The organism is Comamonas trifloxystrobinivorans, assembly GCF_043359985.1.
Taxonomy (GTDB): Bacteria; Pseudomonadota; Gammaproteobacteria; order Burkholderiales; family Burkholderiaceae_C; genus Comamonas; species Comamonas trifloxystrobinivorans.
On the sequence record NZ_JBHZGV010000006.1, the window covers coordinates 140,452 to 155,802 of the forward strand.

At 62.7% G+C, this 15,351-nt stretch carries 16 protein-coding genes; 6 read left to right on the forward strand and 10 right to left on the reverse strand.

The window, feature by feature from the left end; genetic code table 11:
- The first annotated feature begins 72 nt into the window (after nt 1-72).
- The 3 genes from ACFIQF_RS08460 to ubiA all read left to right on the forward strand — a co-directional run bounded on the left by ACFIQF_RS08460 (nt 73) and on the right by ubiA (nt 3,039).
- Nucleotides 73-1,041 (forward strand): LysR substrate-binding domain-containing protein, encoded by a 969-nt coding sequence (locus ACFIQF_RS08460; RefSeq protein ID WP_393941913.1) that lies wholly within the window; start codon nt 73-75, stop codon nt 1,039-1,041.
- Nucleotides 1,042-1,203: 162 nt separating this feature from the next.
- Nucleotides 1,204-2,106, forward strand: coding sequence for a phosphatase PAP2 family protein (locus ACFIQF_RS08465; RefSeq protein WP_393941915.1), 903 nt, complete (start codon nt 1,204-1,206; stop codon nt 2,104-2,106).
- A gap of 45 nt (nt 2,107-2,151) precedes the next feature.
- Nucleotides 2,152-3,039 carry a 4-hydroxybenzoate octaprenyltransferase gene (ubiA, locus tag ACFIQF_RS08470; protein WP_393941917.1) on the forward strand — a complete coding sequence of 296 codons (888 nt, stop codon included), beginning with the start codon at nt 2,152-2,154 and terminating at the stop codon, nt 3,037-3,039.
- Between the two features lie 245 nt (nt 3,040-3,284).
- Here the strand turns inward: ubiA and ACFIQF_RS08475 are convergent, their stop codons facing one another.
- Nucleotides 3,285-4,565 (reverse strand): aspartate carbamoyltransferase, encoded by a 1,281-nt coding sequence (locus ACFIQF_RS08475; RefSeq protein ID WP_393941918.1) that lies wholly within the window; start codon nt 4,563-4,565, stop codon nt 3,285-3,287.
- Nucleotides 4,566-4,790: 225 nt separating this feature from the next.
- On the opposite strand from ACFIQF_RS08475, the gene ACFIQF_RS08480 reads away from it, so the two are divergent.
- Nucleotides 4,791-5,435, forward strand: coding sequence for a DUF1269 domain-containing protein (locus tag ACFIQF_RS08480; RefSeq protein ID WP_393941920.1), 645 nt, complete (start codon nt 4,791-4,793; stop codon nt 5,433-5,435).
- Nucleotides 5,436-5,536: 101 nt separating this feature from the next.
- Here the strand turns inward: ACFIQF_RS08480 and proC are convergent, their stop codons facing one another.
- From proC to ACFIQF_RS08510, 6 genes are all read right to left on the reverse strand, one after another.
- Nucleotides 5,537-6,370 (reverse strand): pyrroline-5-carboxylate reductase, encoded by an 834-nt coding sequence (gene proC, locus ACFIQF_RS08485; protein ID WP_393941921.1) that lies wholly within the window; start codon nt 6,368-6,370, stop codon nt 5,537-5,539.
- 21 nt (nt 6,371-6,391) lie between these two features.
- Nucleotides 6,392-7,114: an ABC transporter ATP-binding protein gene (locus ACFIQF_RS08490; RefSeq protein ID WP_393941922.1), complete on the reverse strand. Its 723-nt coding sequence runs from the start codon at nt 7,112-7,114 to the stop codon at nt 6,392-6,394.
- The gene (locus ACFIQF_RS08495) at nt 7,111-7,902 is read right to left on the reverse strand and encodes an ABC transporter ATP-binding protein (RefSeq protein ID WP_393941924.1); all 792 of its coding nucleotides are present in this window, start codon (nt 7,900-7,902) and stop codon (nt 7,111-7,113) included. Before ACFIQF_RS08495 ends, ACFIQF_RS08490 begins: the two co-directional genes overlap by 4 nt.
- Nucleotides 7,899-8,786, reverse strand: coding sequence for a branched-chain amino acid ABC transporter permease (locus ACFIQF_RS08500; protein WP_393941925.1), 888 nt, complete (start codon nt 8,784-8,786; stop codon nt 7,899-7,901). The genes ACFIQF_RS08495 and ACFIQF_RS08500 overlap by 4 nt, the downstream gene beginning before the upstream one ends.
- On the reverse strand, nt 8,779-9,672 hold the full coding sequence (locus ACFIQF_RS08505) for a branched-chain amino acid ABC transporter permease (protein ID WP_393941927.1): 894 nt from the start codon (nt 9,670-9,672) through the stop codon (nt 8,779-8,781). Before ACFIQF_RS08505 ends, ACFIQF_RS08500 begins: the two co-directional genes overlap by 8 nt.
- 199 nt (nt 9,673-9,871) lie before the next feature.
- A complete protein-coding gene (locus ACFIQF_RS08510) occupies nt 9,872-10,987 on the reverse strand; it encodes an ABC transporter substrate-binding protein (protein ID WP_393941929.1) in 1,116 nt (371 codons plus the stop codon).
- 160 nt (nt 10,988-11,147) lie between these two features.
- Here ACFIQF_RS08510 and ACFIQF_RS08515 point away from each other — a divergent pair, with 160 nt between their 5' ends.
- Nucleotides 11,148-11,816 carry a GntR family transcriptional regulator gene (locus ACFIQF_RS08515; RefSeq protein WP_393941930.1) on the forward strand — a complete coding sequence of 223 codons (669 nt, stop codon included), beginning with the start codon at nt 11,148-11,150 and terminating at the stop codon, nt 11,814-11,816.
- A 114-nt stretch (nt 11,817-11,930) separates the two neighbouring features.
- Here ACFIQF_RS08515 and ACFIQF_RS08520 read toward each other — a convergent pair whose 3' ends face one another.
- Complete coding sequence (locus ACFIQF_RS08520; RefSeq protein ID WP_393941932.1) at nt 11,931-13,169, reverse strand: esterase-like activity of phytase family protein; 1,239 nt, start codon at nt 13,167-13,169, stop codon at nt 11,931-11,933.
- A gap of 161 nt (nt 13,170-13,330) precedes the next feature.
- Here ACFIQF_RS08520 and aqpZ point away from each other — a divergent pair, with 161 nt between their 5' ends.
- On the forward strand, nt 13,331-14,035 hold the full coding sequence (gene aqpZ / locus ACFIQF_RS08525) for an aquaporin Z (RefSeq protein ID WP_393941933.1): 705 nt from the start codon (nt 13,331-13,333) through the stop codon (nt 14,033-14,035).
- Between the two features lie 67 nt (nt 14,036-14,102).
- Here the strand turns inward: aqpZ and ACFIQF_RS08530 are convergent, their stop codons facing one another.
- Both ACFIQF_RS08530 and ACFIQF_RS08535 read right to left on the reverse strand, forming a co-directional pair.
- Nucleotides 14,103-15,002 carry a DMT family transporter gene (locus ACFIQF_RS08530; protein ID WP_393941935.1) on the reverse strand — a complete coding sequence of 300 codons (900 nt, stop codon included), beginning with the start codon at nt 15,000-15,002 and terminating at the stop codon, nt 14,103-14,105.
- A 17-nt stretch (nt 15,003-15,019) separates the two neighbouring features.
- Entirely contained in the window at nt 15,020-15,337 is a 318-nt protein-coding gene (locus ACFIQF_RS08535) for a hypothetical protein (RefSeq protein ID WP_393941936.1), read from the reverse strand.
- Nucleotides 15,338-15,351 lie beyond the last annotated feature (14 nt).

Below are 15,351 nucleotides of genomic sequence, written 5' to 3' on the forward strand. Positions count from 1 at the left end.
ACCAGCTGGGGAAACTTTTCTCCGGCCCGCGCTCAGTGCATGCACAATACGCGATTCGCACAAAAAACTGACATGACACTTACTGAGCTCAAATACATTGTTGCCGTTGCACGCGAAAGACATTTCGGCCGTGCAGCTGATGCGTGCTACGTGTCGCAACCCACCTTGTCGGTCGCCATCAAGAAGCTGGAAGAAGAACTCGAGGTCAAGCTGTTCGAACGCAGTGCCTCGGAAGTGTCTGTCACCACTTTGGGCGACCAGATCGTGCGCCAAGCACAGATCGTGCTGGACCAGGCGGCCGCTATCAAGGAAATCGCCAAGCGCGGCAAGGACCCGCTGGCCGGCGTGCTGACCCTCGGCGTGATCTACACCATTGGCCCCTACCTGCTGCCCGAGCTGGTGCGCCAGTCGATCGAGCGCACGCCGCAGATGCCGTTGATGATCAACGAAAACATGAAGGCCAAGCTGCTGGAGATGCTGCGCACCGGCGAGATCGACTGCGCCATCGTGGCCGAGCCTTTCCCCGACACCGGCTTGGCCATGGCCCCGCTGTACGACGAGCCTTTCTACGCTGCCGTGCCCAGCACCCACCCGCTGGCCACGCGCGACAGCATCTCGGCTGGCGAGCTGAAGAACGAAACCATGCTGCTGCTGGGCGCAGGCCACTGCTTCCGCGACCATGTGCTCGAAGTCTGCCCTGAGTTCGCTCGCTACTCCAGCAACACCGAAGGCATTCGCCGCACCTTTGAAGGCTCGTCGCTCGAAACCATCAAGCACATGGTGGCAGCCGGCATGGGCGTGACCCTGGTGCCACGTCTGTCGGTGCCCAAGGATGCGCTGGAAAAGGGCGTGCGCCGCCGCAAGTCGGACGAAACCCATATCCGCTACATCCCGGTAACGGACGAGGCCAGCGGCGATTCGCCCAAGCGCCGCGTGGTGCTGGTGTGGCGCCGCAGCTTCACCCGCTACGAGGCCATTGCAGCGCTGCGCAATGCCATCTTTGCCTGCAACCTGCCTGGCGTGACCATGCTGCAGTCCTGATCGGCCCAGCCTCTAAAAAACAAACCCCATGCGCGTCTGGCGTGCATGGGGTTTGTTTTTGAGCGCTGCTCCTTGCCCATACAAGGCAATACCTGGTTGGCGCTGCGTGCAGACCCAGGGATTTCAACGTGGCGTTGCTGGCCGGGGAGCTTGACCTCTATCATGGCTGTCATGTTTCAGCGCTCTTCTTTGTGGTTCGCGCCTTTGTGGGCGGTCTTGTTGTTGCTCAGTGGCCCGGCGGCGGCCATGGTGTCGCCCGAGACGGCGCGCCAGGTGGCCGCAGGTCTGAAGCGGCTCGACCCCTGGATGCCGCTGCTGCTGGTGTTGTGGCTGGTGCTGGGCGCTCTGGGCTGGTGGCTGGTCACACAGCCCTTGCGTGCGCGCCAGCGCTTGCGGCAGCAAATGGGCGCGGATGCACCTGTGGCAAAGATTGCGGCGCTCCAGCCGTTTGTGCTGGCGCTGCTGTCCTTGCTGGCCGTGCTGTGGTTGGGGCGGGCCGTATTGCAGCCTGAGAGTTGGGGCCATGCCAGCTTGTTGGCTTGGGATGCTTGGGCGCAGCAGTGGTCGCAGCAGCATGTCAGCGCGGCAGCGCGCAGCCGTCTGCAGTACCTGACCGATACGGGCGATGTGCTGTGGCTGGGTGTTTTGTCCGTCTTGGTGGCCGTGCTGTTGGCTGCACGGCGCCAGTGGTTGCCGTTGCTGGTGTGGGGACTGGCGATTGGCTTGAACGGCCTGGGCACCCGTGTTCTGAAAAACGCTTTTCAGCGCGAGCGTCCTGTGGCGCTGTACGACATGCTCACTTCGGGCGCCAGTTTCCCCAGTGGACACACGGCGGGCTCCATCGTGGTCTATGGCTTGCTGTGGTGGTTGCTGCGGCCGGCGCTGGGGGTGCGCAAGAGCTGGCTGCTGGGTGCTGGCTTCAGCTTGCTGGTGGTGCTGATAGCGGCCAGCCGCATCTGGCTGGAAGCGCATTTCTTCACTGATGTCTTGGCTGGGGCGCTGTGGGGCCTGGCGATTCTGGGCTTGGCGGTTTGGGCGCTGGAGCGTGGCCGGGCGCTGAATTGAAAACCCCCTGCCTGGGGTACCACTTGCGCGCTATGCTTGCCGCCTATGTCTGCTGCTGCCCGTCCTCCTTTGCCTTTGTCTGAGCGCTTCTCGCTCTACCTCGACCTGATCCGTTTCAACCGCCCCGCAGGCTGGCTGGTGTTGGTCTGGCCCACCTTGGTGGCGCTGTGGGTGGCGGCTGACGGCTTCCCGGGCTGGCACCTGCTCATCGTGTTTGTGCTCGGCACATTTTTGATGCGCAGCGCCGGCTGCTGTATCAACGATATTGCCGACCGCAAGTTCGACAAACATGTCAAACGCACCGCCAACCGGCCTATCACGACCGGCAAGATTTCGGTGTTTGAGGCGGCTATGGTCGGCGTGGTGTTGACGCTGGTGTCGCTGGGCCTGGTGCTAACCACGCGCTGGGAAGCGGTGGCCTGGTCGGTGCCTGCGGTGCTTTTCACCATTCTGTACCCGTTCACCAAACGCTTTTTCGCCATGCCGCAGGCTTTCCTGGGCATCGCTTTCAATTTTGGTGTGCTGATTGCCTTTGCTGCGGTGCAAGGCGCCGTGCCGCTGACTGCCTGGCTGCTGTGGCTGGCCAACATGTTCATGGTGCTGGCCTACGACACCGAATACGCCATGGTCGACCGCGATGACGACCTGAAAATCGGCATGCAGACCTCGGCCATCACCCTGGGTCGCTTTGACGTGGCGGCCATCATGCTGTTCTTTGTGCTGTGCCTGGGTTTGACGGTGGCGGCCATTGCGCCTTACCAGCTGGGCTGGCCCTGGTGGGCGGGCGTGGCGGTGGCCGGCGCGCAGATGCTGTGGCATTACACCTTGATCCGGGGCCGCACCCGCGAGGGCTGCTTTATCGCTTTCAGCAAAAGCCACTGGATGGGCGTGAGCCTGTTTGTGGGCGTGGTGCTGGCCTACGCGTTGCGCTAAGAGCGTGTTTACGATCTCCTCGCGCCTAAAGCAGCGGGCCGCGCCATTGCGGCAAACACCAATGGTGAGGTGGCCGGGCTTGTGTACAAATTTCTCGTAATTTCATAGCCTTATACAGAAAAAAGCGGCCATCCTTGGATGGCCGCTAACACTGGAGTCGCAGGAAAAAAACGAGAAAAACAAGCAGGATTTGAGGCGATTTTTAGAAAAAATGTCTCAAATCATGGTGTTGTGTAAGGCAGAGTTTAATCCAAAGTATCGAACACTGCATCATCCGGGCCCACAAAAGCCGGAGAACGCCAGGTGACATCTCGGAGATTGCGGGCAATCTGGTTCTCCACGCCCATCAAAACCGCGAACAAAGCCATACGAACTGGTATGCCATTGTCGGTCTGGCGGAAGATGGCCAGGCGTGGATCGTGGTTCAGGTCGGTCGACAAATCATTGGCGCCGGCGCGGGCATCGCGGGGCAGCGGGTGCATGATGATGGTGTCGGGCTTGCAGACCGCGTCCACCAGCGATTTCTGCACCTGGAACTCGGGCGTATAGCCCTCGATGTTCTCACCGGCAAAACGCTCTTTCTGGATGCGCGTGGCATACACCACATCGGCGCCCTTGAGATCTTGCAGCGAGGTGGACACTTCCACCACGTGGCCGTTGCTTGACGCCAGATCGACCAGGTAGGCCGGCATCTCCAGCGAGCTCGGCGAGATCAGCGTGAACTTCATGCCCTTGTAGAGCGACAGCAGGCGGATCAGCGAGTGCACGGTGCGGCCGTACTTCAGGTCGCCCACCATGGCGATGTGCGCGCCGTCCATCAGCTTGCCCAGGCGCGAGAACTCGCGCTGGATGGTGTACATGTCCAAAATCGCCTGGCTGGGGTGTTCGCCCGGGCCGTCGCCGGCGTTGATGACAGGGATGTTGGTGGCGCGGGCAAACTCGGCCACCGAGCCTTGCTCGGGGTGGCGGATGACCAGCGCATCCACATAACCGGCCATCACGCGGCTGGTGTCGTAAATCGATTCGCCCTTGGCCATCGACGAGAAGGTGAAGCCCGTGGTGTCGCAGACCGAGCCGCCCAGGCGGCTGAAAGCGGCGCCAAAGCTCACGCGGGTGCGGGTGCTGGCCTCAAAGAACAGGCTGCCCATGACCGCGCCTTCGAGCACGCGGCAGACCTTGTGGCGGCGTGCAATCGGCTGCATCACATCGGCAATGCGGAACAGCTCTTCGAGGCTTTCGCGCTCGAGCTGGGCCACCGACAGCAGCTGCGGCCGGCCATCGGCCGACATGCGCTCGGCCAGCGGGCGCTGCTGCTTTTGCGTGTCGTTGCCAGCAGCTTCGCGCAAGAGGATTTCCGAGACGAACTTCTGCGCCATGTCGGGCATGGCGCGGGCCTCGCCCGAGGCCTCGGGCAGCAGCCAGGTGTCCAGCGTGCGGCGGCGCACCCCCAGACGTTCGGCGAACGCGTCGCGCGTCAAGTTCAAACGGCGCATTGCGTCGCGAAGAAAATCCTGTTGGCTGTCCATGGCCTGACTCCGGTGCAGTGGTGAAACGGTGGCGAATTATACGCTTTGCGTTTGTGTTTTGCTAGAAATATACGCAATGCGTTGCCTGTGCGGCGGCCAGTCAAAGCCTGCAAAGCTTGCAAGCATGTGTATTTGTAATCTATTTGATAAAAATGATTGCGCTTATGTATTTATAGTGGTCCGGACGAGTGCAGCAGGTGCTGCGCCAAACCAGGGAGCTATCAGATGGACAAAAACGTAGTGGTGCTGAGTTTTGCCGAGGCCAGCAAGGCCTACCAGGCCTTGTCAGAGCTCAAGGTCGCCGCCGGCCAAGGCAGTGTGGAGCTGGACACTGCCGCCGTGGTGGCGCGTGGTGCCGAAGGCAAGATCGAGGTGAAAGACGGCGCCAGTGACGGCACTGCCACCACCGGTTCGCTCACCGGCACCTTGGTCGGCTCGCTGATCGGTATTTTGGGCGGTCCCTTGGGTATGCTGCTGGGCGGCATGTCGGGCGCCTTGGTGGGAACGGCCATGTCGCTGGAAAAAGTCACCGGGCGCCTCAGTGTGCTCGAGCAGGTGATGCGCGCCATGCCGGTGGGATCGACCACGCTGATCGCCACGGTCGAAGAAGCTGAGCCGGACGTGGTGGACCAACTGGCCGCCAACTTGGGTGGTACGGTGCTGCGCCGCCCGCTGGAGGCGGTGCTGGCCGAAATAGAAGCCGAGACCGAAGCACAGGAAGCTGCTGCCGAGCAGGCGCGCAAGGTGCTGCGCGACAAGCAAAAAGACGAGTGGCGCGACAAGTTCGACAACTGGAAAGACGAGCTCGGCGAAGGCATCGACAAGCTGCAAGCCAAAATAGCCGAAGCCTTTGGCGGCAAAAAAGGCTGAACTCGCCACGCCCAGTGCCTGCTTGTTGGCAGTAACAAAAACGCCACCTCAACGGGTGGCGTTTTTGCATGAGGCGGCTGCAGTTTGCAGGCGCGGCAGGCTTATTTGCCGAACTCGTCGCCCAGCTCTACAGCGCGCTTTTCAGCGGCCTTCATGGCAGTAATAAAGTGCTGGCCCAGGTTGGCGGCGCGCATGCTTTCCAGCGCTGCAAACGTGGTGCCGCCCTTGCTGGTGACGCGCTCGCGCAGCACGGCAGGTGGTTCGCTCGATTGCGCTGCCAGCTGCGATGCGCCGGTGAAAGTGCCAATCGCCAGCTGCAATGCTTGCTCGGCCGGCAGACCCATCTCCACGCCGGCTTGCTGCATGGCTTCGAGGAAATAGAACACATAGGCCGGACCCGATCCGGACAGCGCGGTTACCGCGTCGAGCTGCTCTTCTTTTTGCACCCAGATGAACTGGCCGGTGGTGCCGATGATCTGCTCAGCCAGCGCTTGCTGTGCAGCAGTAACGCCAGCGCGTGCAAACAGCGCCGTCATGCCTTGGCCCACCAAGGCAGGCGTATTGGGCATGGCGCGCACGATGGCTTCGTTGGCCGTCCACTGGGCAATCGAGCTGCTGCGGATACCGGCGGCCACGCTCAGGTGCAGTGCATGACCGGTGAACGCTGCCACCGACGAAGCCGCATCTTTGAAGGTTTGCGGCTTGACGGCCCACACCACCACTTGGGCGTTGGCCAGGGAGTCGTCAGCGGCTGGCAGCGCCTGAATGCCAAACTGCTGCAGCAGCACGGCGCGCTGCGGCTCGTAGGGTTCAACGATCAAGATGCGCTCGGCAGGCAGACCTTGGCGGATCAGGCCGCCGATGATGGCGCTGGCCATATTGCCACCGCCGATGAAGGCGATCGAAGGGAGCGAGGAAATGGGTGCTTGGGACATGATGGGGCTATTGTCGCTGTTTTAATTTGCGCTGCGTCCGCCCAGGTAAAGCTCCCGCACCTTCTCGTCCTGCAGCAGTGCATCGGCACGCCCGGTCAGAGCGACGGCGCCCATGGACAGCACGTAGGCACGGTCGGAAATGCGCAAGGCTTCCATGGCGTTTTGCTCCACCATCAAGATGGTCACGCGTTCCTGGTTGCGCACATGGACGATGGCGTCAAAGACCTCGTGCAAGACCTTGGGTGAAAGGCCGGCGGAGGGCTCGTCGAGCAGCAAAATCTCGGGCCTGGGCATGAGCGCACGGGCGAGCGCCAGAATCTGCCGCTCGCCCCCGGACATGGAGGCAGCGCGCGCATCATACTTCTTGGCCAGAATCGGGTAGAGCGTGCACAGCTCTTGCATGCGGCGCTGGCAGTCGCTTTTGCTCATGAAGCTGCCACCGACCTGCAGGTTTTCGCGGATGGTCAGGGCGCTGAAGACGTTGTCGGTCTGCGGCACAAAGCCCAGGCTGCAATGGCGTATTTTGCGGTGCACCGGGATCTGCGAGACATCTTCGCCACGCAATTGCACGCGCCCGCTGCGCGGCAGCAGGAAGCCGGCAATGGTCTTGAGCAGCGTGCTCTTGCCGCAGCCGTTGGGGCCCAGCAAGGTGACGATCTCCGACGCTTGCACCTGCAAGCTCATTTTGCGCAAGATATCTATTTCGGCGGTGTAGCCCGCCACCACGTTGTCGATCTCGATCATGAGGCGCTCTCTGCTTTCAAAGGCTGGGCGCCGGCAGAGCCCAGATAGGCCTGCAGGACGCGCTCGTTGCTGGCCAGCTCGTCGGGGCGGCAGCTGGCTACGATATGGCCGCGGTCGAGCACCACGCAACGGGTGCAGACATCGCGGATGAAGTGCATGTCGTGTTCCACGATCACCAGGCTCATGCCCTGGGCGTTGAGGCGCTGCAGTGCAGTGACGATGTCGCGGCGCAGGTTGGGGTGCACGCCGGCGGTGGGCTCGTCGAGCAGCAGCATGCGTGGCTTGGCCATCAGTGCGCAGACGATGCCCAGCAGCTTTTTCTGCCCTCCGGAGATGGCCGAGGCTGGCAGATCACGCACGGGGGTCAGCAGCAGCTCGCCGAGCAGGCGTTCTGCGTCATCGCGCGCCTGGCGTTCGGTGGCGCGTGCGCCAGCGGTGCCCAGCAGCGTATCGAACACGCCGTGGTGCGCAGTGGCCGCTGCCATGGCCACTTCCATGACAGACATCTTGGTGGGCATGGATGGCAGTTGAAAGGTGCGCGCCATTCCGGTTTGCACAATGCGGTGCGCGGGCATGCGGTCAATGCGCTGGCCGGCGAAATGCACGGTGCCGGCATCGGCCGGCGTGAAGCCGGTGATGACATTGAGCAGCGTGCTTTTACCCGAGCCGTTGGGGCCTAGCAGACCGACGATTTCGCCGGGCGCGATGTGCACGCTGATGTCTTCGAGCACCTGGTTGCCGCCGAAGGCTTTGGCCACAGAGTGGACTTCGAGGAATGCGGTAGTCATGGGATTTTGCGCAGCTTTTCGGGGATGAGACCCTGGCTGCGCCACAGCAGGCAAGCCAGGAGGATGGCGCCAATCAGGCCCAGGCGCACGGCGCCTGCCAGATCGGAGCTGAACTGGAAATGGTCCTTGGCAAACGGCACCAGGGCGTAGGCCGCTTGCACCAGTACCACGCCGGTGAGCACGCCCAGCGTATTGCCCAGGCCGCCGATCATCAGCATGGTCCAGAGCAGGAAGGTCTCGGACGCGATCATGTAGTCGGGGCCGGCAAAGCTCATGTAGTGCGCGTACAGTGACCCGCCCAAGGCCGTCACGGCTGCGCCCGCCATGATGGCGTGCGATTTGAGCTGGCGCAGGTCATAGCCCATGCACACGGCCAGCTGAGGCTCTTCCCGCATCAGGCGCAGTGCCCGGCCAAAACGGCCGATGGTCAGGCGCTGGCAGAGCCAGGCGAAAGCAGCGAGCACCACCAGCACCACAGCCAAAAAGGCCAGTGCGCTCCAGGGGCGGCCCAGACCGTCGAACAGCGAGGGGATGCCGGCGATGCCGTTGGCGCCGCCGGTGAGCCAGTCTTCATTGGTGGCGATGGTGCGCAATATCTCGGCAATGGCCAAGGTGGCGATGCCCCAGTAGTCGGCGCCCAATTGGCGCCCCAGGCGGGCCATGCACCAGCCCAGCGCCATGGCAACCAGCATTCCGCAGGCCGTACCCGCCAAGGGCGGCCATCCAGCCTGAATGGCAATGCCGGTGCCGTAAGCGCCTATGCCGGCAAAGGCAATATGACCAAAGTTGAGCAGGCCGCTGACGCCGGCTTGCAGGTTCAGGCCCAGCGCCATGAGGCCGTAGATGCCCGCCACCGTGAGCGTGGAGATGAGGAAATCAAACACGGCGTACCTCCCGGTCGAACAGACCATAGGGTTTGAACAGCAGCGCCAGCAACAAGATCAGGAAGGAGCCTGCGCTGATGTAGGAGACCGGCAGAAACGCCATGGATTTGCCCAGCAAGGGGCCGAAATTGAGGTTGGTCACCAGTGTCTCGGTGAGGGCGATCAGCAATGCACCCAATACCGCGCCCAGTGGATTGCCCAGGCCGCCCAGAATGGCCGCAGCAAACACGGGCAGCAGCAAGTCGTGCCCCAGGTTGATGTGCGCACCCGTGGACAGCGCCAGCACACTGCCGCCGAGGCCGGCAATGGCGCCGCTGGCAAAGTTGACCAGGCGGGTGATGCCTTCGGCATTGAGACCGGATGCAGCAGCGAGAGCCGGGTTGGTGGACAAAGCCCGCATGGCGCGGCCGGTGCGGGTGAAAAACAGCAGCAGGCTGAACAAGATCAGCAGCACGGTGGTGGTGGCCATCGATGCGATCTGGGTGTGCGACAGGCGCACGCCGCCGATGAGGACCGGCTCGGTGATCGGCAAGTTGAACATGCGCGGAAATGAGCCGGCAAAACCTTGCGCAAACGCCACCACCAGCATGGCCACGGCCAGCGAGCCGATCATGGTGATGGCAGGGCCCGCGCGCAGCAGGCGACGAAAGACCAGCAAGTGCAGCGCCAGTGTGACCAATCCGGTCAGCACACTGGCCAGCGCGATGGCGACGGGCAAAGGAGCACCCAGCGAAAAGATGCCGTAGCTGGCGTATGCGCCCAGCATGGCGTATTGCACATGGGCGATGTTGGGAAACTTGACCAGGCCGTAGACGGTGCTCAGCCCCAGGGCGATGAGCGCGAGGTCTGAAGCACGCAACAGCGTGTCAAAGAGCAGTTGAAGCATGGGAGGGGATGGGAGCGGAAGGAGGAAGGCTGCCAGCGCATGGTGACGGAGCACGCAAGGGGCAAGCCGGCGCGGCCGACCAAGATCGGCCTGCCGGCCCGCAGGCGTTGGGCGCCCGAACAAGCCGCAGTGCAGCAACACGGTGGCGAATCACCGTGCGCTGACTCAACCCTGGGCGGCAACAGTGGCAGCAGCGGCTTTAACGGGGGACGATCTTGTCCTCGTACTTGAGCTTGGCGTATGGCGGGTCAACGCGCTGGCGCTCTGCATCCAGCACCACGGGGCCGGTCACGCCCACATAGCCTCCTTTGCCGATCTCTTTGAGGGCGGCCTGCACCGCGGCGGTGTCGGTGGATTTGGCCTTGTTCATGGCGGCCGCGGTCATCAGCACCGCGTCATAGGCATAGCCGGTGTAGGAGGTCTTGATGCCTTCTTTGTGCTTGGCGGCAAAGGCATCGGCATAGGCTTTGCCGGCGGCGCCGTAGACGCTGCCCACTTCCATGCCGATCTGGCCCTTGGCGATTTCAGGGGGCGTGTCCGACAGGCTCATCGAGAACAAAATGGCATAGAACGGCTTCGCGCGCAGGCCCAGCTCCATGGCTTCCCGGTTGATGACGGCAGACTCCTGGCCGTAAGCGGTGTAGATGAAGCCATCGGGGTTCGAGCGTGCCAACTGTTGCAGCTCGCGGCGGTAGGTGGATTGGCCGGCGGTGTACAGCGCCTCGGCCACCACCTTGCCGCCCAGCTTTTCAAATTCTTGTTTGAACCCGTGCACCACGCCCTGGCCATAGGCATTGTTGGGTGCAATCATCACCACGTTGCGCATGCCCAGATCCCAGACGTCCTTGGACGAGAACTGGTTGCCCTTGTCTTCCAGCCCGATGAGGTTGAAGGACGAGGCCCCCAGCTCGCGCACCTTGACGCTGGTGCTGGCGATATTGATATGCGCCACGCCTTCTTTGACCAGGTACTGCGCCATCGGCAACGTGATGCCCGAGGAGTACTCGCCGATCACCACAGGCACCTTGTCCACGCTGACCAGTTTGCGTGCCGCGTTCAATGCCGTGGTGGCATTGCCGCCCGAGTCTTCCACGATGACGTTGAACTTTTTGCCCAGCACGCCACCGTCGGCATTGACCTTCTCCACCGCCAAGGCCACGGCTCGGCGCACGTCTTCGCCGACGGTAGCGTTGGCGCCGGTCAGCGAGAGCACGGCCCCCATGTTGATGGTTTCCTGCGCGCTGGCGGGCAGGGCGGCGGCAAGGCCCAGCGCAAGCGCTGCAGCAGTGGAGATTTGGCGGCGGGTCAAAGACATGGGAGTTCCTTCTCAGGGGGTGTTGAAAAAGCCAGAAAGTGCTGGTTCAGCACTTCGTAATATCCGAATGATTAGTAATTGGATACAAATGTATTTAATTGGATCCAAAACAGCAAGTAAGGAGAAACCCTGCGCACAAAATCTGATCCAATAAGGTGCCATGAAGCCCCACACTTCAGCGCCCCGGGCGCTGCACCACCACATCCGAGAGGCCCTGCGCCATGACATCCTCAGCGGTGAATTGCAAGCTGGCCAAGAGCTGCGCCAGGACGCCTTGGCCGAGCGCTTCAACGCCAGCCGCATTCCTGTGCGAGAAGCGTTGCGCCAGCTGGAAGCCGAAGGCCTGGTGGTGCACCAGCCCAACCGCCGGGCCGTGGTGGCCGGGATGAGCATGACCCAGTTGTGTGAGTTGCTCGATATCCGCATTGCGCTGGAGTGCCATGCTGCACGTCTGGCGGTGCCCAACATGGTGCAACGCGATTTCGAGACCATGGAGCAGATCCTGGCGGACTACGCTGCCTCGGATTCGCTGAACGAGTGGGCTGAATACAACCGCCAGTTCCACCGGGCCATCTGTGCGCCTGCCAACAACGCACGGCTGCGCCAATTGATTGAAGAGTTCTGCCTCAACACCGACCGCTACACACACCTTGCCATGTCGGAGGCCACGGGCCTGGAGCGGCCCATGCGCGACCACTACGCCTTGCTAGAAGCCTGCCGCGCTGGCGATGCGGAGTTGGTGGTGAGCTTGCTGCGCGACCACATCGACCACACGCGCAAGGAGTTGCAGGCGTCGGAGCGCCAGCGCTCCTTGGGCAAGCCCGCGTAGCACGCGCGTCCGGGGTTTTCTGCGGGCGCGCCGGTGGTCAGACCCCCTCCGGCGACCGTTCAGCAGCGGGTGCCAAGACTCAGAACCTGGCCAAAAGCCAGGCCTTGCCATGTATCAATGTGTACAACCGTTTTGCGCCAGCGCTACGAACTGCGTCACCTCGGCGGGGTTGAAGTTGTTGTCGCTCACCAGCAGCAGCACGCGCTCGCCGCTGGGCAGGCGCGGGCCCCAGGTCATGCCTTCGATGTTGTCCACCGTTTGGAGACCGAGCTGCGCGGCGTCGAACAGCAGTTCTTTGGCAGCGGGCTGGAACTGGCCGGGCACTAGCATATCCACGTCCAAGGTATTACTGGCGCCGCTCTTGCTTGGATCGGTGTTGGTCGCGATGCGGTACAGCCGCACCGAAAACCCGCTGCCCAGCACATAAGAGCGCTCCAGCACCAGCAGGTGGTCGGGGCCATCGGCCAGGATTTCGCTGACGCCGTTCACCGCCAGCAGCGGCAGCGTGAAATTGTCGGGCGGCAGCGCATCGGGCACATAGGCGATCTGGCGCAAGGGCTGGCGTGTGGCGATGTCGTACTCGGTGATCCTCACCGGCCCGCCTTCGCGGCCTCGGGCGGGCAACGGGCCGTCTTGCTTCAAGGCGCCTTCCATGGCGAGCCACAGCCGGTGCTGGTCTTCGCTGATGGCCATGCCTTCCAACGTCATGTTGTTGCGCGGGCCGGTGCGGCTGGCGTCACCGCTGGGCAGTTGCAAATGCTGGGGCAGCGGCCAGGGGCGCAGCCAGCGGCCATCCAGGCTTGCCTCGTTCAGCTCCGGCCCAAAGCCGCGTGAGAAATCGCCTTCGCTGCTCCACACCAAACGGTGGCTGCCGGGCAGCACGCGCAGCGCCTCGGGGTCGGGCACGGCAATGCCTGTGCGTGCGTTGCGCTGGTTGGCGTAGTGCTGCCCATCGGGCGCGCCCAAATACACCGCTTGCTCCAGCTGCACTTGGTGCAGGCCGTCTGCGTCGTAACGAATGCTGGCGCGATACAGCCGCGCGCTGTCGTGGGCAGAGCGGTCATCGCTGACCAGGTAATAGCTGCCGTCTGCCGCGTTGTAGTCGATGGAGGAGAGCCCGCCCACCGGCACGCCGCCAAACTGCATATCCAGCCCCCAGCGCACTTCGCCGAGCAAGCGAAAACTGGGCGCGCTGTTGGCGCTGCAGGCTGGCGGTGCAGCCGCTGCAGGCGCGGTTGCATTGGGTGCTGGCGGCGTTCGCTGGGCACAGCCCAAAGCCAGCGCGCTGGCCAAAAGCCCGGCAAGCAGCCAAGAGTGCTGGCGGGCGCGTAGGGAATCGGGGTTGTGGTTCATCTGCTGCAGTGCATCAGAGTCTTGCTGGGGCGGAGGAAATTGTTCACATTGCCCCGATGTTGCCTGACACACGGAATTTCTAACATGGTCTTGAACGGCGCGGCGGGTGCAATCGGACTGTGCTGCGCATGCCAATGTTTTATCAAAAGGGGTTACATCGCATGGCGACGAAGATGCAAAAGTGGTCGGCAGAGTTTTTGGGCACATTCTGGCTCACCTTTGGGGGCTGCGGCAGCGCGGTGCTGGCGGCAGCTTTTCCGCAAGTCGGTATCGGCCTCTTGGGCGTGTCCTTTGCTTTCGGCCTGACGGTGCTGACCGGTGCCTACGCATTTGGCCCGGTTTCGGGCGGTCACTTCAACCCGGCGGTGTCGGTGGGGCTGGCGACGGCCGGGCGCTTTCAATGGGGCGTGTTGCCGGGCTACATCATCGCCCAGGTGCTGGGCGCCATTGCGGCCGGTGCGGCGCTGTACCTGATTGCCACGGGCAAGGCGGGCGCCAATGTCACTGACTTGGCGACCAACGGCTATGGCGAGCATTCGCCCGGCAAGTTCAATCTGGTGGCGGCCCTGGTGACCGAAGTCGTGCTGACGGCGGTGTTCCTGCTGGTGATTTTGGACTCCACCACTAAAAAGGCAGCGGTCGGTTTTGCCGGCATGAGCATCGGCTTGTGCCTGACACTGATTCACCTGATCTCCATCCCCGTGACCAACACCTCGGTCAACCCCGCACGCAGCACCGGCCCCGCGCTGTTCGGCCCGGCGATTGCGCTGGAGCAGCTGTGGCTGTTCTGGCTGGCACCCATTGTGGGCGCCATCATCGGCGCGCTGATCTACAAGGCGCTGCTGGGTGGGGATAACGCGGAATAAGCGCGGGCTTGAAACGGCAAAGGGCGCGCTGGTGTTCACTTAGCGCATCCTTGGGAATGGTTGGTTTTCAACATGGTTTGGTAGCACTTTGTTTGTCGCCATGGCCAGCCGGGTTTGTGACGCTGCGACGCGTCATCCAGGCTGCCAAGCAGCCGCTGACCAGGATCAAGGCCATACCGATCGCTGTGCGTGTGCTGGGCAGATGGCCGAACAAGGCCCACCCCAGCAAGCCGGCCCACAACAGCTGTGAATACGAAAATGGGGCAATGGATGCCGGTGGCGCATGGCGGTAAGCCAAGACTACCAACCATTGCGCAGCGCACCAACAGGCGGCCATGGCAAGCAATGCAGGCCAATGCGCGATGACCGCTGCGAGCTGGGCTGTTCCACTGGGCGGAGTCAGCACCACCACCCCCAACGCCGAGGAGTACAGCATGGTGGTGATGGCTGAATCGCTATTGCCTAGCAGGCGCGTGCAGATGACGGCAGCGGCCCATCCCAGGGATGAGGACATGGGGTAGAGCACAGCAGGGTTGAACTGCATCTGGCCGGGTAGGGCAATGATGAGTACGCCTACAAATCCCATCAGTACCGGTATGGCTCGGATCAGGCTGAAGGGCTCGCGCAGCAGTAATACAGACAGCACGGTCACATACAGCGGTGAGGCAAAAACGAGGGCTGTTGCATCGGCAATGGGCAGTGATTTGAGCCCTTGCAAAAACAGCAGCGCGGAGCCAACCAAGCCCAATGCTCGGCCCACTTGCACCCAAGGTCTTGACGAACGCCATAGGCGCGGTTGGCGGGCCAGCAGGGGCAGTACGGTCAGCAGCAGCAAGCTGTAGCGCAGCCATGCCAATTGGGCCGGAGGCAGGCTGGAACCTGCGTATTGGACCAACGCATCCGACAGCGAAAAAGCGCCCATGGATGCCACTAGCAAGAAGATACCTGTAGCGGGAGACGAGGACATCACGACCTCAAAGTGGCTTAGGGTGGAGTGAAGGTGACAGGCGGTCGCAGTGCGCGCCAAGTGTGCGGCGTGCTGTGTGCCTGCAGCAACCAGATCTGGGCAGCTATCGAGCTGCCGCGCGCCGTTTGACGCGCTGCCAGCCGCAGCAGCCAGTCTGGGCCCGTTGCAGCAGACAGTTGTCCATGGCCTTGGGTTTGGTCGGAGAACTCGATCAGCACGTCGTCACCAGCGCGCCAAGTGCCATTAGCAGATGCGGGCTCGGCAAGCTGCAGCAGCGCACCCGCAAACAGGTGGCTGCAGCCCGTGCGCAGAATCCAGAGTGCGAGGTGCGCCATGGTCTGCGTTCTGT